This window comes from Streptomyces daghestanicus, assembly GCF_020521275.1.
In the GTDB taxonomy this organism is placed as follows: domain Bacteria; phylum Actinomycetota; class Actinomycetes; order Streptomycetales; family Streptomycetaceae; genus Streptomyces; species Streptomyces griseoviridis.
In genome coordinates this window covers 236822-263316 of record NZ_BNDX01000011.1, presented here as the reverse complement: position 1 = coordinate 263316, position 26495 = coordinate 236822, and the positions used below count along the sequence as shown (strand labels likewise).

The 26495-nt window shown below is 73.5% G+C and carries 21 protein-coding genes and 1 pseudogene; 14 read left to right on the top strand and 8 right to left on the bottom strand.

What is annotated here, in order from left to right; genetic code table 11:
* The first annotated feature begins 126 nt into the window (after positions 1–126).
* Positions 127–1785 carry an ABC-F family ATP-binding cassette domain-containing protein gene (locus Sdagh_RS23505; protein WP_190077089.1) on the top strand — a complete coding sequence of 553 codons (1659 nt, stop codon included), beginning with the start codon at positions 127–129 and terminating at the stop codon, positions 1783–1785.
* 228 nt (positions 1786–2013) lie between these two features.
* The gene (locus Sdagh_RS23500) at positions 2014–2988 is read left to right on the top strand and encodes an acyl-ACP desaturase (RefSeq protein ID WP_189415653.1); all 975 of its coding nucleotides are present in this window, start codon (positions 2014–2016) and stop codon (positions 2986–2988) included.
* 10 nt (positions 2989–2998) lie between these two features.
* On the opposite strand, the gene Sdagh_RS23495 is transcribed toward Sdagh_RS23500, so the two are convergent.
* A complete protein-coding gene (locus tag Sdagh_RS23495) occupies positions 2999–3286 on the bottom strand; it encodes a WhiB family transcriptional regulator (protein WP_370594936.1) in 288 nt (95 codons plus the stop codon).
* 157 nt (positions 3287–3443) lie between these two features.
* Between Sdagh_RS23495 and Sdagh_RS23490 the strand changes: the two genes are divergently transcribed.
* Positions 3444–4232 (top strand): VOC family protein, encoded by a 789-nt coding sequence (locus Sdagh_RS23490; RefSeq protein WP_190009541.1) that lies wholly within the window; start codon positions 3444–3446, stop codon positions 4230–4232.
* A gap of 76 nt (positions 4233–4308) precedes the next feature.
* Here the strand turns inward: Sdagh_RS23490 and Sdagh_RS23485 are convergent, their stop codons facing one another.
* Together Sdagh_RS23485 and Sdagh_RS23480 are read right to left on the bottom strand one after the other, a co-directional pair.
* Positions 4309–5367, bottom strand: coding sequence for a LacI family DNA-binding transcriptional regulator (locus tag Sdagh_RS23485; protein ID WP_189415650.1), 1059 nt, complete (start codon positions 5365–5367; stop codon positions 4309–4311).
* An 85-nt stretch (positions 5368–5452) separates the two neighbouring features.
* Positions 5453–6469 carry a multicopper oxidase domain-containing protein gene (locus tag Sdagh_RS23480; RefSeq protein ID WP_189415648.1) on the bottom strand — a complete coding sequence of 339 codons (1017 nt, stop codon included), beginning with the start codon at positions 6467–6469 and terminating at the stop codon, positions 5453–5455.
* A gap of 224 nt (positions 6470–6693) precedes the next feature.
* On the opposite strand from Sdagh_RS23480, the gene Sdagh_RS23475 reads away from it, so the two are divergent.
* Together Sdagh_RS23475 and Sdagh_RS23470 are read left to right on the top strand one after the other, a co-directional pair.
* Positions 6694–9180: a ThuA domain-containing protein gene (locus Sdagh_RS23475; RefSeq protein ID WP_226535606.1), complete on the top strand. Its 2487-nt coding sequence runs from the start codon at positions 6694–6696 to the stop codon at positions 9178–9180.
* Positions 9177–11378 (top strand): OmpL47-type beta-barrel domain-containing protein, encoded by a 2202-nt coding sequence (locus tag Sdagh_RS23470; RefSeq protein WP_190077090.1) that lies wholly within the window; start codon positions 9177–9179, stop codon positions 11376–11378. The genes Sdagh_RS23475 and Sdagh_RS23470 overlap by 4 nt, the downstream gene beginning before the upstream one ends.
* On the opposite strand, the gene ligD is transcribed toward Sdagh_RS23470, so the two are convergent.
* Positions 11365–12393, bottom strand: coding sequence for a non-homologous end-joining DNA ligase (ligD, locus tag Sdagh_RS23465; RefSeq protein ID WP_189415644.1), 1029 nt, complete (start codon positions 12391–12393; stop codon positions 11365–11367). The two genes, Sdagh_RS23470 and ligD, sit on opposite strands and share 14 nt — an antisense overlap.
* Before the next feature lie 74 nt (positions 12394–12467).
* On the opposite strand from ligD, the gene Sdagh_RS23460 reads away from it, so the two are divergent.
* Positions 12468–13556, top strand: a complete 1089-nt coding sequence (locus Sdagh_RS23460) for an ATP-dependent DNA ligase (RefSeq protein ID WP_190077091.1) — start codon at positions 12468–12470, stop codon at positions 13554–13556.
* 189 nt (positions 13557–13745) lie between these two features.
* Here the strand turns inward: Sdagh_RS23460 and Sdagh_RS23455 are convergent, their stop codons facing one another.
* A complete protein-coding gene (locus Sdagh_RS23455) occupies positions 13746–14936 on the bottom strand; it encodes a zinc-dependent alcohol dehydrogenase (RefSeq protein WP_190077092.1) in 1191 nt (396 codons plus the stop codon).
* Between the two features lie 230 nt (positions 14937–15166).
* Between Sdagh_RS23455 and Sdagh_RS23450 the strand changes: the two genes are divergently transcribed.
* Positions 15167–16204, top strand: coding sequence for a DUF3048 domain-containing protein (locus Sdagh_RS23450; protein ID WP_190077093.1), 1038 nt, complete (start codon positions 15167–15169; stop codon positions 16202–16204).
* 6 nt (positions 16205–16210) lie between these two features.
* Here Sdagh_RS23450 and Sdagh_RS23445 read toward each other — a convergent pair.
* Positions 16211–16453: pseudogene (locus tag Sdagh_RS23445) on the bottom strand (MarR family winged helix-turn-helix transcriptional regulator); the annotation flags it as partial.
* Entirely contained in the window at positions 16450–18321 is a 1872-nt protein-coding gene (locus Sdagh_RS23440; protein WP_190077094.1) for a phosphocholine-specific phospholipase C, read from the bottom strand. The pseudogene Sdagh_RS23445 and the gene Sdagh_RS23440, both read right to left, overlap by 4 nt.
* 162 nt (positions 18322–18483) lie before the next feature.
* On the opposite strand from Sdagh_RS23440, the gene Sdagh_RS23435 reads away from it, so the two are divergent.
* The 4 genes from Sdagh_RS23435 (at position 18484) to Sdagh_RS23420 (ending at position 22536) form a co-directional block, all read left to right on the top strand.
* Complete coding sequence (locus Sdagh_RS23435; protein WP_190009563.1) at positions 18484–19779, top strand: MFS transporter; 1296 nt, start codon at positions 18484–18486, stop codon at positions 19777–19779.
* 172 nt (positions 19780–19951) lie between these two features.
* Positions 19952–21457 carry an ATP-binding SpoIIE family protein phosphatase gene (locus Sdagh_RS23430; protein WP_190009565.1) on the top strand — a complete coding sequence of 502 codons (1506 nt, stop codon included), beginning with the start codon at positions 19952–19954 and terminating at the stop codon, positions 21455–21457.
* A 273-nt stretch (positions 21458–21730) separates the two neighbouring features.
* Positions 21731–22267: a DUF6228 family protein gene (locus Sdagh_RS23425; RefSeq protein WP_308288761.1), complete on the top strand. Its 537-nt coding sequence runs from the start codon at positions 21731–21733 to the stop codon at positions 22265–22267.
* Positions 22150–22536 carry a hypothetical protein gene (locus tag Sdagh_RS23420; protein ID WP_226535638.1) on the top strand — a complete coding sequence of 129 codons (387 nt, stop codon included), beginning with the start codon at positions 22150–22152 and terminating at the stop codon, positions 22534–22536. Before Sdagh_RS23425 ends, Sdagh_RS23420 begins: the two co-directional genes overlap by 118 nt.
* Positions 22537–22577: 41 nt before the next feature.
* Here the strand turns inward: Sdagh_RS23420 and Sdagh_RS23415 are convergent, their stop codons facing one another.
* Positions 22578–23990 carry a DEAD/DEAH box helicase gene (locus tag Sdagh_RS23415; RefSeq protein WP_190077096.1) on the bottom strand — a complete coding sequence of 471 codons (1413 nt, stop codon included), beginning with the start codon at positions 23988–23990 and terminating at the stop codon, positions 22578–22580.
* A 238-nt stretch (positions 23991–24228) separates the two neighbouring features.
* Here Sdagh_RS23415 and Sdagh_RS23410 point away from each other — a divergent pair, with 238 nt between their 5' ends.
* From Sdagh_RS23410 to Sdagh_RS23400, 3 genes are read left to right on the top strand one after another with little or no spacing between them, the layout of a single operon-like run.
* Entirely contained in the window at positions 24229–25287 is a 1059-nt protein-coding gene (locus tag Sdagh_RS23410; protein WP_190077097.1) for a Rieske 2Fe-2S domain-containing protein, read from the top strand.
* On the top strand, positions 25284–25457 hold the full coding sequence (locus tag Sdagh_RS23405) for a hypothetical protein (protein ID WP_189415605.1): 174 nt from the start codon (positions 25284–25286) through the stop codon (positions 25455–25457). The genes Sdagh_RS23410 and Sdagh_RS23405 overlap by 4 nt, the downstream gene beginning before the upstream one ends.
* Positions 25454–26389, top strand: a complete 936-nt coding sequence (locus Sdagh_RS23400) for a PDR/VanB family oxidoreductase (RefSeq protein ID WP_190077098.1) — start codon at positions 25454–25456, stop codon at positions 26387–26389. Before Sdagh_RS23405 ends, Sdagh_RS23400 begins: the two co-directional genes overlap by 4 nt.
* Positions 26390–26495 lie beyond the last annotated feature (106 nt).

Sequence of the window (26495 nt, the reverse complement as noted above, 5' to 3'; positions counted from 1 at the left end):
GGGCTCCTTCCAGGCTTCCGGCTCCCCTCCGTGGTTCCCGGCTCCCTTCCGTCGCGGTCGCCGTCCGCAGGTGTCTCGATACGCGTTTGCCCCTGACCGCACCACGCAACCGCGAAGGCACTCCTTATGCCCCTGTCCATCAGCTGTACGGCCCTCTCCTTCGCCTGGCCCGACGGCACCCCCGTCTTCCAGGACCTCGACGTCGCCTTCGGCCCCGGCCGGACCGGCCTCGTCGGCGTCAACGGGGCGGGCAAGTCGACCCTGCTGAAGATCATCGCCGGCCGGCTCACCCCTGCCGGCGGCACCGTCCGCGTCGCCGGCGAGACCGGCTACCTGCCGCAGAACGTCACCCTCGACACCGCGCTCCGCGTCGACGAGGTGCTCGGCATCGCCGCGCGCCGGGCCGCGCTGCACGCCATCGAGGCCGGCGACGCCGCCGAGGAGCACTTCGAGACCCTCGGCGACGACTGGGACGTCGAGGAACGCGCCCGCGCCACCCTCGGTGAGCTGGGCCTCGGCCACATCGACCTGGACCGCACCGTCGGGGAGATCTCGGGCGGTGAGTCGGTGCTGCTGCGGCTGGCCGCGCTGCTGCTGCGCCGGCCCGACGTCCTGCTGCTCGACGAACCGACCAACAACCTCGACCTGTACGCCCGCAGACGGCTGTACGCGGCCGTCGCCGCCTGGTCTGGAGTGCTCGTCGTGGTCAGTCACGACCGCGAACTCCTCGACCTGGTCGACCAGATCGCCGACCTGCGCCGCACCGGCCCCGCCGGACGGGGTGACGCGGGCGGCGGCGAGATCGTCTGGTACGGCGGCAACTTCTCCGCCTACGAGGAGGCCCTCGCCGTCGAGCAGGAGGCGGCCGAGCGCATGGTGCGGACCGCCGAGTCCGATCTGCGCAAGCAGCAGCGCGAACTGGCCGACGCCCAGGTCAAGCTGGCCCGCCGCAAGCGGTACGGCCAGAAGATGTACGAGCAGAAACGCGAGCCGAAGATCGTGATGGGCGCCCGCAGACGCGCCGCCCAGGAGTCCGCGGGCAAGCACCGCATCCTGCACGAGGAGCGGCTCGCGGAGGCCAGGGAACGGCTCGGCGACGCGGTGGACGCCGTACGGGACGACGACGAGATCCGGGTCGACCTGCCGTACACGGCCGTCCCGCCGGGCCGGTCGGTGCTCACCCTGCGCGATCTCGAACTGGCCCACGGCGCCCGGGTGACGGGCGGTCTCGATCTGCACGGACCGGAGCGCATCGCGCTGGTCGGGCGGAACGGCGCGGGCAAGACCACGCTGCTGCGCACCATCGCCGGGGAGCTGGCGCCGGTGTCCGGCGAGGCGACGGCGCACGTGCCGCTGCGGTTCCTGCCGCAGCGGCTCGACGTCCTCGACGACGAGCTGACCGTCGCCGAGAACGTGGCCCGGTTCGCGCCGGACGCCACCGGCAACCGGGTCCGGGCCCGGCTCGCCCGCTTCCTGTTCCGGGGCGCCCGGGCGGACCAGCGGGCGGGTACGCTCTCCGGCGGGGAACGGTTCCGCGCGGCGCTGGCCGCGCTGATGCTGGCCGAGCCCGCGCCGCAGTTGCTGCTGCTGGACGAGCCGACCAACAACCTGGACATGGCGAGCGTGCGGCAGCTCACCACGGCCCTGGAGTCCTACGAGGGGGCGCTGATCGTGGCCGGTCACGACCTGCCGTTCCTCCAGTCGCTGGGCATCACCCGCTGGCTGCTGATGGCGGAGGGGGAGCTGACGGAGACGACGGAGGAGGCGGTCGCGGAACCGGCCTGACCGGGTCCGCGCCACCGGCGCCGCTCCGGGAGGCTTTCCTCGTGCGGCCCTGGGAACTCGGACGTTCCCGGGGCCTCTTCTCTGCTCCGGACCTTTCTGAGCAGCGCCTTTACGGCGCCCTTAACCTACGGCAACGTAACCTACGGTGTCGTAGCCTACGATGCCGTAGGTATGGTCCGGCACCGCTCGCCGGACCGCAGATCCGTCGCCCGTCCCCCTGGAGTTTTCGTGACGCTCACTTCCGCACATCTCGGCAGCCCCTCCGCCTGGACCGACGCACGGCTGCTGTACGCGCTGGAAGAAGTGGTCGAGCAGGAGCTGAACCGGCACCTGAAGGTCGCCAAGGACTGGATGCCGCACGAGTACGTGCCGTGGACCGACGGCCGTAACTTCCCCGGTTTCTTCGAGGACGGCGAAGCCTGGGAGAAGGGGCAGTCGAAGGTCACCGAGATCGGCCGCATCGCCCTGGTGGTCAACCTGCTCACCGAGGACAACCTCCCCAGCTACCACCACGAGATCGCCTCGCTCTTCGGCCGTGACGGCGCCTGGGGCACGTGGGTGCACCGCTGGACGGCGGAGGAGGGCCGGCACGGCATCGTGATGCGGGACTACCTGCTCGCCTCGCGCGCCGTCGACCCGGACCAGCTGGAGCAGTTCCGGATGGCCCACATGAGCGAGGGCTTCGAGTCGGACAACCGCCACTCGATGCTGCACTCGGTCGCCTACGTCGCCTTCCAGGAGCTGGCCACCCGCATCTCGCACCGCAACACCGGCCACCAGTCCGGCGACCCGGTCTGCGACCGGATGCTGGCCCGCATCGCCACCGATGAGAACCTGCACATGGTCTTCTACCGCAACCTGCTGAAGGCGGCGTTCGACCTCGCGCCCGACCTGACGATGCAGGCGGTGCGGGACGTGGTGGTCAACTTCCGGATGCCCGGACACGGCATGCCCGGCTTCGAGCGGGCGGCGGCGCAGATGGCCATCGGCGAGGTCTACAACCTGCGCATCCACCACGACGACGTGATCCAGCCCGTGCTGCGCCACCTGAAGGTCCTGGAGATCGACGGGCTGGGCCCGGAGGGCGTCAAGGCGCAGGAGGAGCTGGGCCTGTACATGGGCGGGCTGGACGCCGAGGCCGCGAAGTTCGACGAGAAGCTGGCGGCGCGCAAGGCGCGGATGGCGGCCCGCGCGGCCGGCTGACCCGCCCGCGTCAGGGCGCGGTGCGCCGCAGGGCGAGCCGTTCCTTCTCCGACAGTCCGCCCCAGACGCCGAAGCGCTCGTCGTGGCTGAGGGCGAACTCCAGGCAGGCCGAGCGGATCGGGCACAGGCCGCAGATCCGCTTCGCCTCCCGTACGGAGCTGCCGGGCTCGGGGAAGAAGAAGTCGCCCCCGGTCTGCGCGCACAACGCCTCCTCCTGCCAGGTGAGGTGGGGCGGCGCGGTGATGGTGTCGTTGAGCATGGCCAGCAGCGTGCCGGACGGCGCAAAACGTTCGATCAACGCCGGATCAACGCCCGGCCGCGGGCGGGTCCCGCCCCCGATGGTCACCCGTTCGGCGTCGGGAGGCACGGCGGCGCGCGGCACGGCCCCGGCGATCGCCGGTGGCCGGTGCGAGACTCGGCGGAGCAGGCAACGGCCCCTTGCGAGGAGGGCGAAGATGCTCACCACCCGATACGTCACCGGCGCGCCGAACTGGACCGATGTCGCCGCGCCCGACCTCGGTCCCGCCGTCTCCTTCTACGGCGCGCTGTTCGGCTGGGAGTTCCGGCCGGCCGGAGCCGGGGACCTCGGCTTCTTCGAGCGGGACGGCGCCACCGTGGCCGGCTGCCGGCGGGCCGCGCCGGAGCAGGGACCGCCGTCCTGGACGGTCTACTTCCGCTCCCCCGACGCCAGGGAGACCGTCCGCGCGGCCGAGCAGGCGCGCGGCCGGGTCCTGGTGGGGCCGACGCCGGTCCTTCAGGAGGGCGTCACCGCCGTCCTCGCCGACCGGGCGGGGGCGGCGTACGGGATCTGGCAGCCGGGGCGGCGCGGCGGTCTCGACCGGGCCGGGGAGACGGGCGCGCTGTGCTGGGCGGAGCTGTACACGCCGGACGTCGCGGCCGCCGCCGCGCACTACCACGCGGTGCTGGGTCTGGAGACCTCCGCCCTCTCCTTCCCCGGCGGCACCTACACCTGCGTCGGGCCGGCGGGCGAGGGTGAGGCGGGCGTGTTCGGGGGTCTCGTCCCGCTCGCCGGCGACCCGGTGGAGAGCGAGCCGCACTGGCTGCCGTACATCGCGGTGGACGACGTGGACGCGGTGGCCGCCCGGGTCCGGGAGCTGGGTGGCGAGGTGCGGCTGCCCGCCACGGACGTCCCGGGGGCCGGCCGGCTCGCCCGGCTGGCCGACCCGCACGGCGCCCGCTTCGCGGTGCTGCGCCCCGACCCGCACACCGACGGCACGGGCTGACCCGGCCGGCTCCGGCGGATGCGCGCACATCACCCCCAGGCGCGGCGAACAGCCGATCCCGGCCGGTGCGCGCAGCTCACGCCGACGCGCGGCGGACCAGCGTCGTCGGCAGGACCACGCCGGACGACGGACGCGAAGCGGAGCCGGCGGCGGAGGGGTCACGGGGGCGGGCGGCCTCGTGGTCGAGGCCGCGGAGCAGCAGCCGGGCCATCAGCCGGCCCATCTCCTCGATGTCCTGGCGGACCGTGGTCAGCGGCGGTTCGGTCTGCTCGGCGACGGACAGCATGTCGTCGAAGCCGACCACCGCCACGTCCTCGGGGACCCGGCGCCCGTGCGCGCGCAGCACCCGCAGGGCGCCCGCCGCCGTCAGGTCGTTGCCCGCGAAGACGGCGTCCAGGCGGGGGCACCGGCCGAGCAGTTCCCGCATCGCGCGCTCCCCGCCGCCCGGGGTGAAGTCGCCCCGGGCGACCAGCGCGGGGCCGGCGTCGCCCACGACGTCCCGGTACCCGGCGAGCCGGTCGGCGGCCGAGGTCTGGTCCAGCGGGCCGGTGATGTGCGCGATCCGGGCACGGCCGAGGGCGGCGAGGTGGCGCACGGCGTCCCGGGCGCCGCCGCGGTTGTCGCTGTCCACGTACACCACGTCGTCCCGGCCGTCGCTCCAGCCGGGGCGCCCGCCGAACACGGTCGGCACGCCGGCCCGCCGGACCAGGCCGGGCAGCGGGTCGTCGAGGTGCAGGGAGAAGACCAGCGCCCCGTCGACATGTCCGCCCGCGAGGTAGCGCGCGACCCGGGCGTGGTCCTCGCGTCCCTCGGTGAGCAGCAGCACGAGCTGGTTGTCGTGGGCCGTCAGCTCCTTGCCGATGCCGCGCATCTGGCGGGCGAAGAAGGGGTCGGCGAAGACCCGTTCCTCGGGTTCGGCGACGACGACCGCGACGGCGTCGTGGCGCCGGGTCACCAGGGAGCGGGCGGCCTGGTTCGGCACGTAGCCGAGTTCCTCGACCGCGCGCCGGACGCGGGCGGCGAGGGCCTCGCGGACGCCCGCGGCACCGTTCACCACCCGGGACACGGTGGCCCGGGAGACCCCGGCGCGGGCGGCCACCGCCTCCAGCGTGGGACGCGGCGCTGTGTCGGTCACGTGGGCTCCTCCCCGGCGGCTGCGGATCAGGATAGCCGCGGGCCGAGGAGGAGACGGGCGCGTTCTGCCCGTCGGAACCGTGGTCCTACCCGTCACGACCGTGGTCGTGCCCGCCGGAGTCCTGGGCGCCGGCTCCGTGGTCGTGGGTGCCGTGGTCGTGGGGGTCGTAGCCGGGAACGGTGCCGTCCGCCTTCCTCACCAGGAACAGCCCGACCATCCCCATGTCGGAGTGGCTCTGCACATGGCAGTGGTACATCCACGCGCCGGCGCCCACGCCCTCCCCGGCGATCACCTGGAAGCCGAAGGAGTCGGCGGGGCCGCAGATCTTGTTGTCGATGACCCGGCTGGGGTCGTCGGGGCCGGTGAGAAGGCCGGTGCGGTTGTCGGCCCAGCGGTGACCGTGCAGGTGGAAGGTGTGGTAGTACTCGCCGTGCGTGATGCTCACGAACTCGACGCGGTCGCCGACCGTGGCCTCGAAGTCCGGGCCCGAGTGCGCGGGCCGGTTGTTGATGAGCATGTCGTTGAAGACGACGGTGTGCGTGGCGTCCGGCAGGACGTCGCCCTCGCGGCGGACGATCACCGGGCCGTAGAGGCCGGCCCGGATGCCGCCGGTGCCGTGCTCGGTGCCGACCACGTGGTCGTGGTAGTGCCAGTACCCCGCGCTGCCCGCCCGCCAGGTGCCGTCCGAGCGGCGGCCGGGGCGGTGGGTGCGCCAGGTGTAGGTGCGGGTGCCCCCGGGCGGGACGTCGCTCCTGCTGAGCGCGGTGCCGTCGCTGGAGATCTCGTAGTCCAGGCCGTGCACATGCAGGCTGGCCGCGACGTCGAGGGTGTTCTCGACCTCGATGTGGAGGGTGTCGCCCTCGTTGAGTTCGATCAGCGGCCCCGGGACGGTGGCCGCGCCCCTGACCAGGCCGTAGCCGAGCTGCCCGTCGGCGAGCCGCTCCATGTGGAGCCTGAGGTGCCGGACCGCTCCCCCGGCCGGTGCCGTCCGTGCGGGGGCGGCGAGCGCGGGGGCGCCGGAGGACTCGGGTGCCACCGCCAACGAGGTGGCGACGGCCGCGCCGCCCATCAGTACCCGCCGGTTGAAGCCGCGTCTGTCCATGCCGAACTCCCCCATCGGGTAACGGGATTGACGGATCGTAGCTGTGAGGGACCTGTGCGACGGTACCGGCCAGTCCGTCGTTTATCCACACTCAGGACAAAGTTCGTCGTATCCCGGTGATACCTATTGGCGGACCGGGCAAAGAGGTCTAGCTTCCTTGGCGCTGCTGCCGCGACCGAGGAGGGGTGGGTGACCACGTGCGGTTCCCGACACCACACAGACCCGTGCGCTTACGAGGATTCAGCGCCACCGCGAGGAAACGGCGGGCCAGGGCGGCGGCGCTGACCGCCGGGTTCCTGACCGCCGGACTGCTGTCGGCACCGGCGGCCGGCGCGCTCCCCGCGCCGGAGCCACCGCTGACAACGATGTCGATCACCTCGCCGCCGGGCAGCGCCGACGTCCGGGTCCTGATCTACTACGGCTCGGCCGCCGCCGGCGCGGAGTCGCCACTGGTGAACGCCGGTATCGCGGCGATCGAGCGGATCGGGCTCACCGGCCCCGCCGACCAGCGCTTCACCGTCACCGCGACCGGCGACGGCTCGGTGTTCACCGACGGGAAGCGGCTCGGCCGGTTCAACGCGGTGGTGTTCCTGACCGGCGGCGGCGACGTCCTGGACCCGGAGCAGGAGGCGGGCCTGGAGACGTACATGGAGGCCGGCGGCGGTTTCATCGGCGTGCACGACGCGGCCCGCGCGGAGCCGTACTCGGACTGGTTCACCGGTCTGATCGGCGCCCGCCCGGCCGCCGGCGGTCCCGCGGACGTCCAGCGGGCCACCGTGGAGGTCGGCGACCGGCTGCACCCGGCGACCAAGGACCTGCCGGCGCAGTGGAAGCGCCCCGACAAGTGGCTGAACTGGCAGACCAACCCGTCCGGCGCGGTGCACACGGTCGCCCGGGTGCGGGAGTCGACGTACCGGCCGGGGCAGAACGCCAACGGCGCGGACCACCCGGTGAGCTGGTGCCGGGACTACGACGGCGGACGTTCCTTCTACACCGGCATGGGCGGCACGGTCTCCGCCTGGGACGAGACCGACTTCCGCACCCATCTGCGCGGCGCCCTGCTGTGGACGACCCGGCTGGTGCGGGCCGACTGCAAGGCCACCATCACCGGCAACTACGCGGCGGAGCGGCTGACCCGGCCCAATCAGCCGGGGCGGAACGACCAGATCGGGGAGCCGCACGGCCTGGTCACCGCCCCCGACGGCCGGGTCCTCTACATCGGCCGGGGCGGCGCCGACGCCTCCCGGCCGGTGGTCACCGACTGGAACGACCCGGACATCGGCAAGGGCCAGGGACAGATCCACGTCTACGACCCCGCGACGAGGCAGGTCACCCTGGCCGGGGAGCTGACCGTCTTCGGCAACAAGGGCGGCGGCGAGGAGCTGGTCAAGGTCGAGGAGGGCCTGCTCGGCATCGAACTCGACCCCGGCTTCCAGGAGAACGGCTGGGTGTACCTGCACTACACCCCGCATTCGGAGATCGACCGCGCGACCCACATGGCCGAGCGGCGCGTCTCCCGGTTCACCCTGGACCGGGAGACGAACAAGCTGGACCTCGGCAGCGAGAAGGTGCTGCTGAAGTGGCCGGTGCAGATCCACAGCTGCTGCCACGCGGGCGGCGGCATGGCCTGGGACTCCGAGGACAACCTGTACATCGCCACCGGTGACAACAACTCCAGCGGCTTCAGCGGCGGTTACTCCGGCAACAACCCGGAGCCGGCCTTCAAGGGCGTCTCCTTCGCCGACGCGCGCCGCACCGCCGGCAACACCAACAACCTCAACGGCAAGATCCTCCGCATCCACCCCGAGCCGGACGGCACGTACACCCTGCCCGAGGGCAACCTCTTCACCGGCGAGGAGACCGCCGAGGGCGGCGGCAAGACACGCGGCGAGATCTACGTCATGGGCGTCCGCAACCCGGCGCGCATCTCCGTCGACAAGTCGACCGACACCCTGTACGCGGGCTGGGTCGGCCCGGACGCCTCCGCGCCCTCCCCGACCTGGGGCCCGGCCAAGTACGACACCTTCGCCGTGATCACGAGGGCGAGCAACCGGGGCTGGCCGTACTGCATGGGCAACAAGCAGCCCTACCGGGACCGCAACCTGCCCGACCCCGCACAGCCGCTGGGCTGGTACGACTGCGACCACCCGAAGAACGAGTCACCGAACAACGACGGCCTGGTGAACGTGCCGCCGGTCACCGGCAACAACATCTGGTACTCCCCGCAGGGCGGCGGCCCCGACTTCCCGCGCGACGCGGCCGGGGTGCCGTCGTACGAGCAGGCGGAGGGCACCTACCTCCTGCCGTGGCTCACGGGCGGCGGGCAGGCCGCGATGAACGGCCCGGTCTACCGCTACGACGCCGCGAACGGCAGCGCGGTCAAGTGGCCGGCGTACTGGGACGGCAAGTGGTTCGTCGGCGACTTCTACGACGACGGGCAGCCGCGTAACGCGGTGCTGATGGACCCGAGGACCCAGGGCGACGGCGGTCTGCCGGTGCACTCGGAGTCCCTGAAGAAGATCGTCCCGGTCGGGGACAGCGGGATCAAGAACCTGATGGACTGGAAGTTCGGTCCGGACGGCGCGCTGTACGTCCTGGACTACGGACGCGGCTTCTTCACCTCGGACACCAAGTCGGCCCTGTGGCGGGTCACCTACACGGGCGGCGGGCCGACCCCGGCCGCCGGACAGCTCGCGAGGGGGACACGGTGACACGACGGAGAACCTGGGCCGCCCTGCTGGCCGGTCTGCTCCTGGTCCTGGGGCTGCCGGCCGCGGCCGCCGGCGGGGACGGGCCGGCCGCGCCGGCCGCCGAGCAGCAGGCCCTCACCTGGACCGCCGGCGACGACATCACGCGGTACACCTCGGCGCCCGGGACGGCGGTGGCCGGTCCGGCGACGATCGTCTTCGAGAACAGCGAGGCCACCGGCAACACCACGGGCATGCCCCACACGCTGACGTTCACCACCACCGACCCCGCGTACAACAGCGATGTGCAGCTCAACGTCCTGGCCAACCCCTTCGACGCGCAGGGCGGGCGGCACACCGCCGAGGTCACCCTCTCCCCCGGCCGCTACCTGTACCACTGCACCATCCCGGGCCACGGGGAGATGAAGGGCGTCCTGGTGGTCACCGAGGGCGACGGCGGGGACGACACCACGGCCCCCGAGACCGCGGCCGAGGTGGCGGGCACCCGGAACGGGCAGGGACAGTACGTCGGTTCGGCCAGCGTGTCGGTCACCGCGACCGACACCGGCGGTTCGGGCGTCGACCGGGTCGAGTACGCGCTCGGCACCGACGGCGCCTGGCAGCCGTACACCACGCCGGTCGTGATCGACGAGGTCGGTGACCACACGGTCCGCTACCGCGCCTTCGACAAGGCGGGCAACGCCGCCGCCGAGAAGAGCGTGGCGTTCACGGTGGCGCCCGCGCCGACCGACGACACCGACCCGCCCGAGACCTCGGCGACCGTCGACGGGGAGCGGAACGCGGACGGGGCGTACCTCGACATGGCGACCGTCACCGTCTCCGCCTCCGACACCGGTTCCGGTGTGAACGGCGTGGAGTACGCGGTCGGGGACGGCGTCTGGCAGCCGTACACCCAGCCGGTGATGGTCCATCAGGTGGGCTCCCACACCGTCCGCTACCGCGCCACCGACAAGGCGGGCAACGTCGCGCCGGAGAAGTCGGTGGCGTTCACGGTGGCCGCCGCCCCGCCCCGGGACACCACCGCGCCGGTGACCGGCGCGACCGTCGAGGGCGCGCGCAACGCCAACGGGGCGTACGTCGGCGGCGCGAAGGTGACCGTCAGCGCCACCGACGCGGGCGGCTCGGGCGTCGCGGGCATCGAGTACGCGCTCGACGGCGGCCCGTACCTGGCCTACGCCGCGCCCGTGCTCGTCGACCGGGCCGGCAGCCACACGGTGGCCTACCGGGCGAGCGACCGGGCGGGTAACGTCTCCGCCGCGCTGAGCGTGGGCTTCACCGTCGTCGCGGGCGGCGGGGTCCCGGCGCCGCCCTGCCCGGAGTACGACGAACGGCTCACGGTGATCGTCGGCACCGTGGACACCGGCGTCCCCAACCGGGTGACGGACAACCGGTGCCGGATCAACGAACTGATCGAGGACGAGCGGGAGTGGACCTCGCACGCCCTGTTCCTGAAGCACGTGCGCGAGGTGACGGCCCGGCTGCGGACCGAGGGCGTCATCGACCGGCGGGAGCTGGAGGCCGTCCGCGCCGCCGCCCGCGAATCCGGCATCGGCACGCCCGGTCGGACGGAGGGCTACCGCACGATCATGGACGGCACGGCCGGATCGCTGGCCCGGTGGGAGCAGGTCGGCGGCGGGTCGTTCACGGCGAACGGGGACGGGTCGATCACCTCCGGGACCACCACCCCCGGCATGGGCATGCTGTGGTTCCCGGAGCGCGCCTACGGCGACTTCTCGCTGAAGCTCCAGTGGCGGGACGACGCCCCGGGCACCGACAACGCCAACTCCGGTGTCCTCGTGCGCTTCCCCTGGGTGCACGGCCACCCGGAGGAGCCGCGCCCGGAGTGGGTCGCCGTCAAGTACGGCCATGAGATCCAGGAGTTCGACGGCCCCGCCGGGGACCTGTACAAGACCGGGTCGGTGTACGGCTTCGACCGGGTCGGGCTCGCCGGGGCCGGGGTGACCCAGAAGGGCACCTGGAACGACTACGAGATCCGGGTGGTCGACCAGCACTACTCGGTCTACCGCAACGGCGTGCTCATCAACGAGTTCGACAACACCGGCGGGCAGGAGTTCTCCCCGCCGCGCGCGGACGACCCGGGCACGGACGGCCGGCGGTACGCGGCCGGGTACATCGGGCTCCAGGTCCACGGCACGACGGACGTGGTGTCGTACCGGGACGTGCGGATCATGGATCTGTAGGCCGGGCGGGCTTCTTCGCGCGGCTCGGCTGTACCCGGCTGGGCTCCCCCGGCATCTTGGGGTACTCAGGCGGGTACGGCAGATCGCCCAGCCCGTGGTCGCGTTCGTCCTTGGCGGCCAGTTCCAGCAGGGCGTCGAGGGAGTGGGCGTGGTCGTCCATGCCGGCGTGCACGTCGCCGAGTTCGGCGAACCGGGCCGGCATGGTCACCAGGTCGAAGTCGGCCGGGTGGGCGGGTCCGACCTCCTCCCAGCGCAGGGGCGCGGAGACGGGGGCGTGCGGGCGGGGGCGCACCGAGTAGGCGGAGGCGATGGTGCGGTCCCGGGCGGTCTGGTTGTAGTCGACGAAGATGCGCTCGCCGCGTTCCTCCTTCCACCACTTGGTGGTGACCCGGTCCGGCATCCGCCGCTCCAGCTCGCGTCCGGCGGCGATGGCGGCCCGGCGCACCTGGGTGAATGTCCACCGCGGCTCGATCGGCACGAAGACGTGCAGGCCCCGGCCGCCGGAGGTCTTGGGCCAGCCGCGCAGCCCGCCGAACTCATCGAGCACGGCGCGCAGTTCGTGGGCGGCGCGGACGGCGTCGTCGTAGTCGGTGCCCGGCTGCGGGTCGAGGTCGATGCGGAGTTCGTCGGGGTGGTCGACATCGGCACGGCGGACCGGCCAGGGGTGGAAGGTGAGCGTGCCGTACTGGGCCGCCCACACCACGGCGGCCTCCTCGGTGGGGCACATCTCGTCGGCGCTGCGTCCGCTGGGGAAGGAGATGTGCGCGGTGGGAATCCAGCCGGGCATGCCCTTGGGGGCGCGTTTCTGGTAGAACCACTCGCCGCCGACGCCGTCCGGGTAGCGCTCCAGGGTGGTGGGGCGCTCGCGCAGCGCGCGCAGGATGCCGGGGGCGACGGCCTGGTAGTAGCGGGCCAGGTCGAGCTTGGTGTAGCCGCGCTCCGGGAAGAAGACCTTGTCCGGGCTGGTCAGCCGTACGGTCCGGCCGCCCGTCTCCAGTTCCACCGCTTCGCCCATGCGAGCCACGGTAGGCCCCTGACGCCCGGTTCGCATATCAGGCGGTAGTCGGCGGAACCGGCCAGAATCGGGCCATGGATCTTCCCGTGATGCCGCCCGTGAAGCCGATGCTCGCCAAGTCCGTGGCGGCGATCCCGCCGGGGATGCAGTACGAGGCGAAGTGGGACGGGTTCCGGGCGATCGTCTTCCGGGACGGCGCCGAGGTCGAGTTCGGCAGCCGCACGGGCAAGCCGCTGACCAGGTACTTCCCGGAGCTGGTGACGGCGGTGCGGGAGCGGCTGCCCGAGCGGTGCGTGGTGGACGGGGAGATCGTCATCGCACATCAGGGGCGGCTGGACTTCGACGCGCTGACCGAGCGCATCCACCCGGCGGACTCCCGGGTGCGGACGCTGGCCGAGCGGACGCCGGCCTCCTTCGTCGCCTTCGACCTGCTCGCGCTGGACGGGGAGTCCCTGCTGGACGTGGGGCTGAGCGACCGCCGGGCGCTGCTGCTGCGGGCACTGGCCGGGGTCGCCGCGCCGGTGCACGTGGCGCCGGCGACCACGGACATCGGGGTGGCGCGGCGGTGGTTCGAGCAGTACGAGGGGGCGGGCCTGGACGGGGTGGTGGCCAAGCCGCTCGACCTGCGCTACCGGCCGGACGAGCGGGCCATGTTCAAGGTGAAGCACGAGCGGACGGCCGACGTGGTGGTGGCCGGGTACCGCTTCCACAAGAGCGGCCCGGTGGTCGGCTCGCTGCTGCTGGGCCTGTACGACGGCCGGGGCACCCTCCAGCATGTCGGCGTGTGCGCGGCCTTCACGATGAGGCGGCGGGCGGAGCTGGTCGGGGAACTGGAGCCGCTGCGCCTCGACGACGTCTCCGGGCACCCGTGGGCGGCCTGGGCTGACGAGGCCGCCCACGGGACGGCCCGGCTGCCGGGCGCCCCGAGCCGCTGGTCGGGCAAGAAGGACCTGTCCTGGGTGCCGGTGCGCCCCGAGCGGGTGGCGGAGGTGGCGTACGACCACATGGAGAACGGGGCGCGGTTCCGGCACACCGCCCGCTTCCGCCGCTGGCGCCCGGACCGCACCCCGGACAGCTGCACCTTCGCCCAGCTGGAGGAACCGGTCCGCTTCGACCTGGCGGAGATCCTGGCCCCGCCGGACCCGGACACGGCCGCCCCGTGACCAGGGCCTGTCGTTCGCATCAGGTCGCGGGGAATCGGCTGCGTCTTCCTCGCGCCGGTGAGCGGGGCCCGGTGCGTGCGGACGCAAGGGCGGAGGAGGGAGCCGACGCGGAGCGTCGGCGAGTGACGACAACGCGGCAGGTGCGCGCACCAGGCCCCGCGTCCGCGGCGTGATCCGAACGGACGGACCCTAGGGCCGCATCAGTACCTTCACCGCGCCGTCCTGCTTCTTCTGGAACATCTCGTAGGCGTGCGGGGCGTCGGTCAGCGGCACGTGGTGGGTGGCGAAGTCCTGCACGCCGAGGGGGTCCTCGTCGGTGAGGTAGGTGAGGATGTCGTCGCTCCAGCGCCGTACGTTGGCCTGGCCCATCCGCATCTGGATCTGCTTGTCGAACAGGGTGAGCATCGGCATCGGGTCGGCCATGCCGCCGTAGACGCCGACGAGGGAGAGGGTGCCGCCGCGGCGGACGAGGTCGATGGCGGTGTAGAGGGCGGCGAGGCGGTCGACGCTGAAGCGTTCCGCCATGGGGCCGCTCAGCTTGCGGGGCATGATCGCGGCGCCCTGCTGCACCAGCTTGGCGATCGCGCTGCCGTGGGCCTCGGTGCCGACCGCGTCGATGACCGCGTCCGGGCCGCGCCCGTCCGTCTCGCCCTGGAGGGCGGCGACGAGTTCCTTCTCGCTGTCGAAGGAGCGCAGGTCGTACGTCTCCACGCCCCGCTCGCGCGCCCGGCGCAGCCGCTCGGGGACGAGGTCGATGCCGAACACCCGGCCGGCGCCCTTGACCTGTGCGACCCGGCAGGCCATGTCCCCGATCGGGCCGAGGCCGAGCACGGCGACCGTACCGCCCTGCGGGACACCGGCGTAGGCGACGGCCTGCCAGGCGGTGGGCAGGACGTCGGAGAGGTAGACGAAGCGGTCGTCGGGCGGGCCCTCGGGCACCTTGATCGGGCCGTAGTGGGCCTGCGGGACCCTCAGGTACTCGGCCTGGCCGCCGGGTACGGCGCCGTAGAGCCGGGTGTAGCCGAACAGGGCGGCGCCCATGCCCTCGCCGGTGACCTGGGTGGTCTCGCACTGCGTCTGGAGCCCGGAGCCGCACATGTAGCAGTGGCCGCAGGCGATCTGGAAGGGGACGACGACCCGGTCCCCCGGCCTGAGGTTCGGCACCTCGGGGCCGACCTCCTCGACGATGCCCATCGGTTCGTGCCCGAGGATGTCGCCCGGGGTCATGAACGGGGTGAGCACTTCGTACAGGTGCAGGTCGGAGCCGCACAGTCCGCTGGAGGTGACGCGGATGACCGCGTCCGTGGGTTCCTGGATCTTCGGGTCCGGCACCTCCTCGACCCGGACGTCCCGCTTGCCCTGCCAGGTCACTGCCTTCATCGTCCCGCGCTCCCTCCGTCACCCGGTTGCGTCGCTCGTACGGTTGCGCCCGGGTACCCGGTGCCCCTCTCCCGAACCGCCGGACCGGTCACCGGACCCGCTGCCAGGCTGCGCACCGAGCTGGGCCGATCAGCCTATTAACCGCGCATTGTCAGAAAAAGTCGGGTATGGCACTTGAGGCGCCAAGAGGTGCACAATCGGTGACATAGAGAGGGTGGCCGGTGGTCACGATGCGACGAAGGACGCGGACGCGGGGCGGTGCGGCACGGGCGGTGCTGGCGGCCGCGGCGGCGGCGGTGCTGGCGGCGGGCTGCGCGGCGGGGCCGGGAGCGGACGACGCGCGCGGCCCGGGTCCCGCGCCCCGCCCGTCCGGCGCCTCGGAGACCGGGGCGACGACGGGGACCACGGGCACCACGCCTTCCCCCGGAACCACGGGCACCCCGCAGGCCCGTACGGGCTCCCCCCTGGCCGTCAAGATCGACAACGCGCCGGCGGCCCGTCCCCAGACGGGACTGGAGGCCGCCGACGTCGTCTACGTGGAGCCCGTCGAGGGCGGGCTCAGCCGGCTGATGGCGCTGTACGCGACGCGGCTGCCCGAGAAGGTCGGGCCGGTGCGCAGCGCCCGGGAGTCGGATCTGGAACTCCTGCGCCAGTTCGACCGGCCGACGCTCGCCTTCTCCGGCGCCCAGCGCAAACTGCTGCCGAGGATCGAGGCGGCACCGCTGCGGGCCGAGCAGCCGGACGGCTCCTCCGGCGCCTTCGTCCGGGAGAGCGGGCGGAGCGCACCGCACAACCTCTACCTGCGCCCCGGTCGGCTGCTGGACGCGGCGCCCGGCGCGGCGGCCCTGACCACCGGCTTCACGTACGGCGCGGCGCCCTCGGGCGGCCGGGCGGAGAAGGCGCGCACGGTCCGGTACCCGGCGGCCCGCTTCACCTTCACCTGGTCCGGGGCCCGGGGCCGCTGGCTGGTCGGCATGGACGGAACCCCGGCGGTCGAGCCCGGTGGGCGGCGGCCGGCCCCGGCGACCGTGGTGGTGCAGTACGTGAAGGTACGGGAGTCGCGGTTCCGGGACTTCCGGGGCAGCAACTCGCCGTACGTGGAGACGGTGGGCACCGGCCGGGCGGAGGTGCTGCGCGGCGGGCGGGCGTACGCCGCCGGGTGGAAGCGGGGCTCCGCCACGGACGGTACGGCGTTCACCGCGGCGGACGGTTCGCCCGTGCGGTTCGCCGAGGGACCCGTGTGGGTGGTGTTCGCGCAGGCCGGCTGAGGGGCTTCAGCGCGCCGCCGGCTCGGCCGGGTTGCGCAGTCCCTCGGCCGCGTCCGCGACCCGTTGGACGAGGTCGAAGAAGAGGCCCTGCTCCTCGGCCGAGAGCGGGGCCAGGAACACCTGGTTCATCCGGGCCGTGCGCACGGTGAGCTTGCGGTGGACGCGCGTCCCCTCCTCCGTCGGGCGGAGCAGGGAGCGGCGGCCGTCCTGCGGGTCGCGCACCTTGTCGAGCAGCCCGCGCCGGCTCAGCGTGGCAGGGCTCTTCCTCGTCTACAAGTTCGGCCGGCGACTGGCGAGTTGGTCAGGGTCAGCTCGATGTCGTCGCGGACGTGGCGGGCGGTGACCTCGGGCCCGGTGGTGCCGGCCCGCCCCCGGAAGACCCGCAGGAAGCCGTTGGGGCCGTGCACGGTGAGGTCGTGGGAACCGCCGGAGTACGCCGCGTTCCAGGTGTCGGAGATCCGCTTGCCGGCCTCGGTGGTGTACGTCCAGGGGCCGTCCGCGCGGTTGCCGGAGGTGACCAGGAAGGCGGCGCCGGCCCCGGGGCCCGAGGCGAAGGTCAGCGCGAGGGTCCCGGCCACCGGGTCCGCCGAGGCGTCCACCAGCGGGGCGTACCGCAGCGGGCGGGCGGGGCGCACGCCGCGCTCCTGTCGGGGCATGCCGGGCTCGGCCGGGGGCGTGGGGCGGTAGTCGGGATGGCGCTCGCGGTCCTGCGGCTCGTAGCCGTCGGTGGCGGGCAGCCGGGCGGGGCGGCTGTCCGTGCGGGAGAAGTCGAACGCCGAGGTCAGGTCGCCGCAGATGGCCCGCCGCCACGGGGAGATCTGCGGCTCGCGCACGCCGAAGCGGCGCTCCATGAAGCGCAGGATCGAGGTGTGGTCGAAGGTCTCCGAGCAGACGTACCCGCCCTTGCTCCAGGGGGAGACGACCAGCATCGGGACGCGCGGGCCGAGGCCGTAGTGGCCCGCGGTGTAGCGCGTGCTGCCCGGGAAGACGTCCGGTGACACGTCGACGGTGGAGCGGCCCCGCGCGTCCGACTCCGGCGGCAGCGGCGGCACCAGGTGGTCGAAGAAACCGTCGTTCTCGTCGTAGGTGATGAACAGCGCGGTCCTGGCCCACACCTCGGGGTTGGCGGTGAGCGCGTCCAGGACCTGGGCGATGTACCAGGCGCCGTAGTTCGACGGCCAGTTGGAGTGCTCGGAGAACGCCTCGGGGGCGGCGATCCAGGAGATCTGCGGGAGCCGGCCGGCCTTGACGTCGGCGCGCAGCCGGTCGAAGTAGCCGTCGCCGTTCTTGGCGTCGGTGCCGGTGCGGGCCTTGTCGTACAGCGGGTCGCCGGGCTTGGCGTCGCGGTACTTGTTGAAGTACAGCAGGGAGTTGTCGCCGTAGTTGCCGCGGTAGGCGTCGGAGATCCAGCCCCAGGAGCCCTGGGCGTCCAGGCCGTCGCCGATGTCCTGGTAGACCTTCCAGGAGATCCCGGCCGCTTCGAGGCGCTCGGGGTACGTCGTCCAGTCGTAGCCGAGTTCGTCGTTGCCGAGGACCGGGCCGCCGCCCTTGCCGTCGTTGCCGGTGTGGCCCGACCACATGTAGTAGCGGTTGGGGTCGGTGGAGCCGATGAACGAGCAGTGGTAGGCGTCGCAGACGGTGAAGGCGTCGGCGAGGGCGTAGTGGAAGGGGATGTCCTCGCGGGTCAGGTACGCCATCGTGGTCGTGCCCTTGGCGGGCACCCAGCGGTCGTACTTGCCGCCGTGGTACGCCTGCTGGCCGTCCGGCCAGCTGTGCGGCAGGCCCTCCAGGAACTGCATGCCGAGGTCGTCGGCGTCCGGGCGGAAGGGCAGCACCTCGGTGCCGTCGGCCCTGGTCTGGTGCCAGACCGACTTGCCGCTGTCGAGGGTGACCGGGTGCGGGTCGCCGAAGCCGCGGACGCCGCGCAGGCTGCCGAAGTAGTGGTCGAAGGAACGGTTCTCCTGCATAAGGACGACGATGTGCTCGACGTCCTCGATCGATCCGGTGCGGTGGTTGGCCGGCAGTGCGGCGGCCCGCTGGATGCTCGCGGAGAGCACGCTGAACGCCGACGTGGCGCCCGCGATCTGGAGGAACCGGCGCCGGTTTACTTCGGGCATGGGGGTGGTGAGCCTCTCGCCTCGGGGGTGGTGAGGCGGCCGGGTGGTGACGGGCCGCGCGCGCAAGGAGTGTTCCAGGGGCACCCAACGGGCGGGAAGGGGCGGATGGCGTTCATGTGAAGGTCGCCGGTACGGGGGGTGTGAGGGGCCCGCCCGGCGGGGATGGTCGCGATCATGACAGGCATGCATCCGGTCCCCCCGCCGACCCGCCGGCCGCTGCGCCAGCTCCTCGCCGCCTCCGTGGGCAACGCGGTGGAGTGGTACGACTGGTACGCGTACACCTTCCTGGCCACCTACATCGCCGGCCAGATCTTCCCGAAGAGCGCGGACAGTTCGCTGGTGCCGCTGCTGTCGACGTTCGCGGTGTTCGCGGTGGGCTTCTTCATGCGGCCGGTCGGCGGGCTGCTGATGGGCGCGGTGGCCGACCGGCGGGGGCGCCGGTCGGCGCTGACGGTCACCATCCTGCTGATGGGCGGCAGCAGCCTGCTGGTCGGGCTGACCCCGACGTACGCGGCGGCCGGTCTGCTGGCCCCGGTGGTGCTGGTCCTGGCGCGGCTGCTCCAGGGCCTGTCGGTGGGCGGCGAGTTCGCGGCGTCGACGACCTTCCTGGTGGAGTCGGCGGGGCCCGGCCGCCGGGGCCTTTTCTCCAGCTTCCAGTACGTCTCCACCACCCTCGGCCAGCTCCTCGCCTCCGGCGTCGCGGCGCTGCTGGTGAACACCCTCGCCGAGGACCGGATGGACAGCTGGGGCTGGCGGGTGCCGTTCGTGCTGGGGGCGGTGCTCAGCCTGGCCGGGTTCTGGATCCGGCGGGGCGCGGAGGAGACCCGCAGCGCGGAGCAGGCGCGGGCGCCGCGCCCCGGCCTGTTCGAGGCGCTGCGCCGGCATCCGCGCGAGTCCCTGCTCATCGGCGGCATCACGGCGGGCGGCACCCTCGCCTACTACACCTGGACCTCGTACCTGCCGACGTACGCCGAACTCACCGCGGGCGTCGCCAAGTCCGACGCGCTGCTCGCGGGGACGGTCTCGCTGGCCTTCTTCGCCCTGCTCCAGCCGGTCGGCGGGCTGCTCTCCGACCGCTTCGGACGCCGTCCCCCGCTGCTCTTCTTCGGCCTCGGGTCCGCGCTGCTGAGCGTGCCGCTGCTGCACGCGCTGCGCGACTCCTTCGCCGTGCTCCTCCTCGTCCAGTGCGCGGGCATGCTGCTGCTGACCGGCTTCACCTCGATCAGCGCGGCCGTCAACGCGGAGATCTTCCCGCCGCGGGTGCGCGCGGCCGGCATCGGCTTCCCCTACTCGCTCACCGTCGCCCTGTTCGGCGGCACCGCCCCGTACGTCGGCACGCTCTTCGAGGAGCTGGGGCGTCCCGGGATCTTCCCGTGGTACGTCGCCGTCCTGTGCCTGGTCTCCTCGCTGGTGTACCTGCGGCTGCCGGAGACCGCCCACCGGGAGCTGGCCCGCTGAGCCGGCCCGTCACACCCCTTCCCCGCGTCGGACAGAACGCGCTTCGAAGACGGTCAATACCTTCCCGGAAACGCCGAAGAACGGCCGAACCCCTTCGGCCCGGCGTCCGTTGTGCTGCACTGTGCGCCGTCGATCGACGCCGGTCGACCCAGCACATCGAATGAGGCGCACCATGTCAGCAGGGGCCGTGCAGGCCGACACGCACGGGGAACGGCTGTTCCGCAAGCTCGTGGAGTCGTCCCAGGACGCCATCCTGATCAAGACCCTGGACGGCGAGATCACCTTCTGGAACACCGCCGCGCAGCGGCTCTACGGCTACGCCCCCGAGGAGGCCCTCGGCCGGCACATCGGCATGCTGGTCCCGCCCGGCCTGAAGGACGAGGAGGCCGAACTGCTGGAGCGCGTCGGCCGCGGCGAGCGCATCGAGCACTACGAGACGCAGCGCACCGCCTGCGACGGCCGGGTCCTCGACGTCGACGTCACCCTGTGGCCGATCCGCGCCGACGACGGTTCCGTCGCCGGGGCGTGTTCCGTCGCCCGGGACATCACCGACCGCAAGCGGGCGGAGGCGGAGCTGGCCGGACTGATCGCCCAGCAGCGGCACATCGCCCTGGCGCTGCACCTGATGGGCACCTCCGAGCCGGTGCCGGGGGTACCGGCCGCCAGCCGCTATCTGCCGTCCCTGCTGGGACAGGGGGTGGGCGGTGACTGGCTGGACGTGATCGATCTGGGCGCGGGACGGGTCGGCGTGTTCGTCGGGGACGTCATGGGCCGCGGGCTGGACGCCGCCGTCGTGATGGGACAGATGCGCTCGGCGGCCCGTGCGCTGGCTCTGGCGGGGCTGGAGCCGGGCGAACTGATGAGGTCCCTGGACGTGTTCACCCACACCCTGCCCGAGCAGTTCGTCACCTGCGTCTATCTGGAGGCCGATCTGGGCGTCGGCGAGGTGACGGCGTGCTCGGCGGGCCATCTGCCGGTGCTGCTGGTCGGCCCGGACGCGACGGTCGCACCGCTGCCGGTGCCGATCAGCGTGCCGCTGGGGGTGGCCGGCACGGCGCACCGGCAGGTCCGGCTGCCGCTGCCGGCCGGTTCGACGCTGGTGCTGTACACCGACGGGCTGGTGGAGACCGCCGCGAGCGACCTCGACGAGCAGCTCGCCCTGCTGTCGGCCACCCTGGGCGCCTCCTTCGCCGCCGGCGCCGATCTGGAGACCGCCGCCGACCGGGTCCTGGAAGCGCTGCTGCCGGACAGCACCACCTGCGCCGACGACGTCACGCTGCTGCTGATCGGCTTCCCGGCCGGACCGCTGGACACCGCGGAGACGGAGCTGGCGGCCGAGCCCCGCTCGGTGCCGGCCGGGCGGGAGTTCGTCGGCCGGCACCTCGACCGGTGGCGGCTGTCCGCGCAGGCCGACACCGCCCTGCTGCTCGCGTCGGAGCTGCTGACCAACGCGGTCCACCACGCGCGGGGCCCGCTCACCCTGCGGGTCCGGCGGGGCGCCCGGGAACTGGGCGTGGAGGTCACCGGCCACGGCACCCCCCGCCCGCGGCCCCGCCCCGCCGACCCGCACGAGGAGTGCGGACGCGGCCTCCTCCTGGTCGAGACACTGGCCGCCCGCTGGGGCGTCCGCCCCCACCCGTCGGGCAGGACGGTGTGGTGCACCCTGCGAACGGAGTGACGGCGGGGCGGCGCCCGGCACAGGGGGGAACGGCGGGGCGGCACCCGGCACGGGGTGACCTGGCCGGCCGTCCGGCCGGACTCTCCGTCCTCATCCTTTGCCCGTGATCGTCCTCATCCTTTGCCCGTGTTCGTCCTCATCCTTTGCCCGTGATCGACCGCGACGCCTGCGGCCGGCCGGTGCTCCGGCTGGGCCCCGTCTCTCCTTCTCTGCGCCGGTCCGCCCGTTCGCGGGCGAGCCCACGCTCCGCTTCCCCGCCGGTGCCCGCGGCCCCTGGGGGAGTGCCGAGACGTCCGTGGAGACCTGGCCGGAGCCGGTCCCGACGCCTTCCTCGCCTCGCTCGCCGACGACTTCCGGGGCCGGGAGGGTGTCCGCACCTGGCACTCCCTCGGCTACGAGCTGTCCCTTTCGGCGCAGCACCTGCCCGGCGGTCATGTGGAGTTGACCCGGGTGATCCGGGAACCGGCCCCTCATGAGACCTGGCGCTCCGGGATCGCCACCGGGTCGGCGGCGGGCGAGGGCATGCGCCGCCTCGCCGTCGAGACCGGCGCGTTCCCGGCCCCCGCCGACGGGCAGGGGCGCGGCAGGCGGCCCCCGGGTACCGTGGGAACGACGCCTACGGTGAAGGGGGCCCGGTGGACGCGGAGTTGGTGGCGCTCGCCACAGCAGGTGCCACGGCGGTCGTGCAGCAGATGGCCACCGATTCCTGGGCCCGCGCGCGTGACCGCGTCGTCGCGTTCTTCGCGCGCCGTGGCGAGGCGCAGGAGGACGCGGTCGCCCGGGAGCTGGAGACCTCGCGGGGCGAGCTGATGGCGGCGCTGGACTCCGGCGACGAGCAGACGGCCTCCGACGTGCGGGCCGAGTGGCGCACCCGCCTGCGGCGCGCCCTGCTGGCGGACCCGGCCGCGGCGGCCGAACTCCGGGCGGTGCTGGACGAGATCCTCCCCGGCCCGGACGGCCCACCCGTCACCGAGGTCCGCAACACGATCAGCGGCGGCGTGCAGCACGGCCCGGTGATCCAGGCGGGGTCGGTGGGCCCGGTCACCCTCGGCACACCCGACCACCCGGCCGGGCACTGACGGGCGCGCCCGGCCCGCGCACCGGCGCCCCCGCCGGGGGCTCAGCCGCCGCGCCGCACCCGGGCCGCCTTGCGGGCCTCCGCGAGTTTCTGGGCCTCGGTGGTCCGGCGGGACGGTCTGCCGCCGGAACCGCTCTTCGTGTCCTTGGTGCTGCCCAGGCCGCGGAACGGGGCGTTGCAGTTCTTGGGGCGCGGCGCGGCGGGACCGCCGTCGAGGGGCACTCCGGAGGGTGCCCTGGCGCCGGTGATGCGGCTCAGCTCCGCCTCGCCGGAGCGGACCTTGGCGACCTCGGGGCCGACCCCGGCGTCCGCGATGACCTGGCCCGCCTCGCGGCGCTGTCCCGGCAGGGCGAGCGTCACGACGGTGCCGGAGCGGCCGGCCCGGGCCGTGCGGCCCGCGCGGTGCAGATAGTCCTTGGGGTCAGTGGCCGGGTCGACGTTGACCACGAGGTCCAGGTCGTCGACGTGCAGGCCGCGCGCGGCGACGTTCGTCGCGACCAGGGCGGTGACCTGCCCGTCCTTGAACCGGTCCAGGGTCCGGCCGCGCTGCGGCTGGGACTTCCCGCTGTGCAGGGCGGCGGCGGCCACGCCCTCGGCCCGCAGGTGCCGGGTCAGCAGGTCGACGCTGTGCTTGGTGTCCATGAACAGCAGGACCCGGCCGTCCCGGGCGGCGATCTCCGTGGCGACGGCGTACCGGTCCGGGCCGTGCACGACGAAGAGGTGGTGCGCGATGGCGGGCACCGCGCTGGACGAGGGGTCCACGGAGTGGACGGCGGGGTCGCGCAGGTAGTCCCGCACCAGCTGGTCGACGTCGCGGTCCAGGGTCGCGGAGAACAGCATCCGCTGCCCGCCGGGACGCACCTGGTCCAGGGCCTCGGTGACCTGGGGCAGGAATCCGAGGTCACACATCTGGTCGGCCTCGTCCAGGACCGTGACGGCCACCTGGCCCAGGCGGCACCCCTTGCGGCCGACGAGGTCGTGCAGCCGGCCGGGCGTGGCGACGACGATCTCGGCGCCGTCCCGGAGCGCGGCGGTCTGCCGTCCGACGGACACCCCGCCGACCACGGTCGCGAGCCGCAGCCCCAGCGCCTCGGCGTACGGCGTGAGGTCCTCTCCGACCTGCTGCGCCAGTTCCCTGGTGGGCACCAGGACGAGCGCCAGCGGCTCCTTGGGGCGCGCCCGCCGCCCGGCGGTCCGGGCGAGCAGGGCCAGGCCGAAGGCGAGCGTCTTGCCGGAGCCGGTGCGGCCCCGGCCGAGGACGTCCCGTCCCGCGAGCGCGTCGGGCAGCGCCGCCGCCTGGATCGGGAAGGGCACCGTGACCCCGCGCTCGTCGAGCGCCCGCAGGAGCGCGGCGGGCAGCCCCAGCCCCGCGAAGGACGCGGCGCGGGGCGGACCCGCAAGGGCGTCCGGTGCCTCGTCCGGCCGCCGGGCGTCGGCACGTGCTGTCTCGCTCACTGAGAGCCTTCCTCCGAAGGGACCGTACCGGGGAAGGCGCGGCGGGGACGCGGTCGCCGGCCGGGACCACGGACCGGGCACCGACACGGCGACGCTGCAAACGTCCCACGGTAGCACGGGGCGCCCACCCGGCCTCGCCCCGGCACCGGCCACCGCTTCCGTGAGGCGGAAGCGTCGTAGCGGCCCGGCGGAGCCCTTCCCGACAATGCCGCCACGAACCGACGACGGGAGCCGCAGCATGCCGCACACCACCGCCTTCGCCAGGAACCAGTGGTACGTCGCCGCCCACGCCCACGAGGTGGGGCGGGAGTTGCTCGGACGCACCGTGCTCGGGGAGCCGCTCGTGCTGTACCGGACCGAGGAGGACGGCACCGCGGTCGCGCTGCACGACCGCTGTGTGCACCGCCGCTACCCGCTCTCCGAGGCCCCGACCCGGCTCGACGGCGACCGGATCGTCTGCGGCTACCACGGGTTCACGTACGACACGACCGGCACCTGCGTCTACGTGCCGGGGCAGAAGCGGGTGCCGCGTACCGCCCGGGTCGCCTCCTATCCGGTGGCCGAGCGGGACTCGCTGGTGTGGGTGTGGATCGGTGACCCGGCGCTCGCCGACCCGGACGCCGTGCCGCGCGCCCGGCACCTGGACTCCCCCGGCTGGGTCACGGTCCGCGGCATGGAGCCCATCGACTGCGACTACGGGCTGCTGGTCGACAACCTCCTCGACCTCTCCCACGAGACGTATCTGCACGGCGGGTACATCGGCACCCCGGAGGTGGCCGAGACGCCGATCACCACCGAGGTCGACGAGGGCGCCGGGATCGTCCGGGTCGGCCGGCACATGGCGGACGCCGAGTGCCCGCCGTTCTACGCCAGGTCGACCGGCCTCGCCGGACGGATCAGCCGCCGGCAGGACATCGAGTACCACGCGCCCTGCCTGTACCTGCTGCACAGCAGGATCGCCCCGGCCGGCGCGGACGGCGACGACTCCCGGGCGTTCCGCACCGAGATCACCTACGCCATCACGCCCTCCGCCGACGGCAGGGTGTACGACTTCTGGGCGGTCTCCCGCGACTGGGCGACCGATGACGCCGAGGTCACCGAGTTCCTGCGGGCGAACAACCACACGGTCGTCATGCAGGACGTCGACGCGCTCAACCTCCTCCAGCGTTCGCTGGGTGCCGAGCGCGCCGGCTACCAGGAGCTGAGCATCAACATCGACACCGGTGGCCTGGCCGCCCGCCGCATCCTGGCCCGGCTGGCGGAGGAGGGCGACAAGCCCGTGGAGCCGGTCTCGTGACCGCCGCGAGGACCGGGGAGGTCTACCGCGTCGACTGGTTGCCCGGCACCGATGTGCTGCACGGCACCTGCCACTGCGGCGCCGAGCACACCGCCGAGGACCCCGTCGCGATGTGGGCGTGGATGCTCGCCCACCCGGACGGCCACGACCCGCGAGGAAACGGCTCATGACCCTGTACGGAGACCGGCTCGTCGTCGCCGGGGCCGGTGCCGCCGCCGACGGCGTCCGCGTCCTGACCCTGCGCCGCCCGGAGGGCGGCCCGCTGCCCGCCTGGGAGCCCGGCGCGCACCTCGACGTCCTGCTCGCGCCGGGACTGGAGCGGCAGTTCTCGCTCTGCGGCGACCCGGCCGACCGGGAGACCTGGCGGATCGCGGTGCTGCGCGAGCCGGCGGGGCGGGGCGGCAGCGCGTACGCGCACGACCGCCTCCGGGCGGGCGACGAGGTCCGCGTGCGCGGGCCGCGCAACCGATTCCCGCTGGAGCCCGCCCCGCGCTACCGGTTCGTGGCCGGCGGCATCGGCATCACCCCGCTGCTGCCGATGCTGGCCGCCGCCGACCGGGCCGGTGCCGGGTGGACGCTGCTGTACGGCGGCCGGACCCGGCGCTCCATGGCGTTCACCGGGGAACTCGCCCGCTACGGCGACCGGGTCACCCTGGCCCCCGAGGACGAGACCGGGCTGCTGGACCTCGGGTCCGTGCTGGACGACGTCCCGGACGGCACCCTCGTCTACTGCTGCGGTCCCGGTCCGCTGCTCGACGCGGTGGAGCGGCGGTGCCCGCCCGGGATACTGCGGACGGAGCGGTTCCGCCCGGCGGAGGGGCCGGCCGGCGCCGACACCTCGTTCGAGGTCGTCCTCGCCCGCAGCGGGCGCACGGTGACCGTGCCGGCGGGCGTCTCGGTCCTCGACGCCGTGCGGGCGGCCGGCACCGAGGTGCTGTACTCCTGCACCGAGGGGACCTGCGGCACCTGTGAGACGGACGTGGTCGAGGGGGTGCCCGACCACCGGGACTCGGTGCTCACCGAGGCGGAGCGGGCGGCCGGGGAGACGATGCTGATCTGCGTCTCCCGCTGTCGCGGCGAGCGGCTCGTGCTCGACCTCTGACCATCGCCCCGGTGACTGCCGGCAACACTGTCGACAACCGTTGTCCGCAGGGGCACCGACCATGACTCCCCCGGGACCCTGCGTTCCCTGTCGGCACGTTCGTGCT

Excerpts from the sequence above, each read along its gene's own strand:
- Sdagh_RS23490 (WP_190009541.1), top strand. The coding sequence starts at position 3,444 with ATGCTCACCACCCGATACGTCACCGGCGCGCCGAACTGGACCGATGTC.
- Sdagh_RS23455 (WP_190077092.1), bottom strand. The coding sequence starts at position 14,936 with ATGAAGGCAGTGACCTGGCAGGGCAAGCGGGACGTCCGGGTCGAGGAG.
- Sdagh_RS23450 (WP_190077093.1), top strand. The coding sequence starts at position 15,167 with ATGCGACGAAGGACGCGGACGCGGGGCGGTGCGGCACGGGCGGTGCTG.
- Sdagh_RS23430 (WP_190009565.1), top strand. The coding sequence starts at position 19,952 with ATGTCAGCAGGGGCCGTGCAGGCCGACACGCACGGGGAACGGCTGTTC.
- Sdagh_RS23440 (WP_190077094.1), bottom strand. The coding sequence starts at position 18,321 with ATGCCCGAAGTAAACCGGCGCCGGTTCCTCCAGATCGCGGGCGCCACG.
- ligD (WP_189415644.1), bottom strand. The coding sequence starts at position 12,393 with ATGGGCGAAGCGGTGGAACTGGAGACGGGCGGCCGGACCGTACGGCTG.
- Sdagh_RS23480 (WP_189415648.1), bottom strand. The coding sequence starts at position 6,469 with ATGGACAGACGCGGCTTCAACCGGCGGGTACTGATGGGCGGCGCGGCC.
- Sdagh_RS23460 (WP_190077091.1), top strand. The coding sequence starts at position 12,468 with ATGGATCTTCCCGTGATGCCGCCCGTGAAGCCGATGCTCGCCAAGTCC.
- Sdagh_RS23400 (WP_190077098.1), top strand. The coding sequence starts at position 25,454 with ATGACCCTGTACGGAGACCGGCTCGTCGTCGCCGGGGCCGGTGCCGCC.
- Sdagh_RS23505 (WP_190077089.1), top strand. The coding sequence starts at position 127 with ATGCCCCTGTCCATCAGCTGTACGGCCCTCTCCTTCGCCTGGCCCGAC.
- Sdagh_RS23410 (WP_190077097.1), top strand. The coding sequence starts at position 24,229 with ATGCCGCACACCACCGCCTTCGCCAGGAACCAGTGGTACGTCGCCGCC.
- Sdagh_RS23435 (WP_190009563.1), top strand. The coding sequence starts at position 18,484 with ATGGTCGCGATCATGACAGGCATGCATCCGGTCCCCCCGCCGACCCGC.
- Sdagh_RS23420 (WP_226535638.1), top strand. The coding sequence starts at position 22,150 with ATGGCCACCGATTCCTGGGCCCGCGCGCGTGACCGCGTCGTCGCGTTC.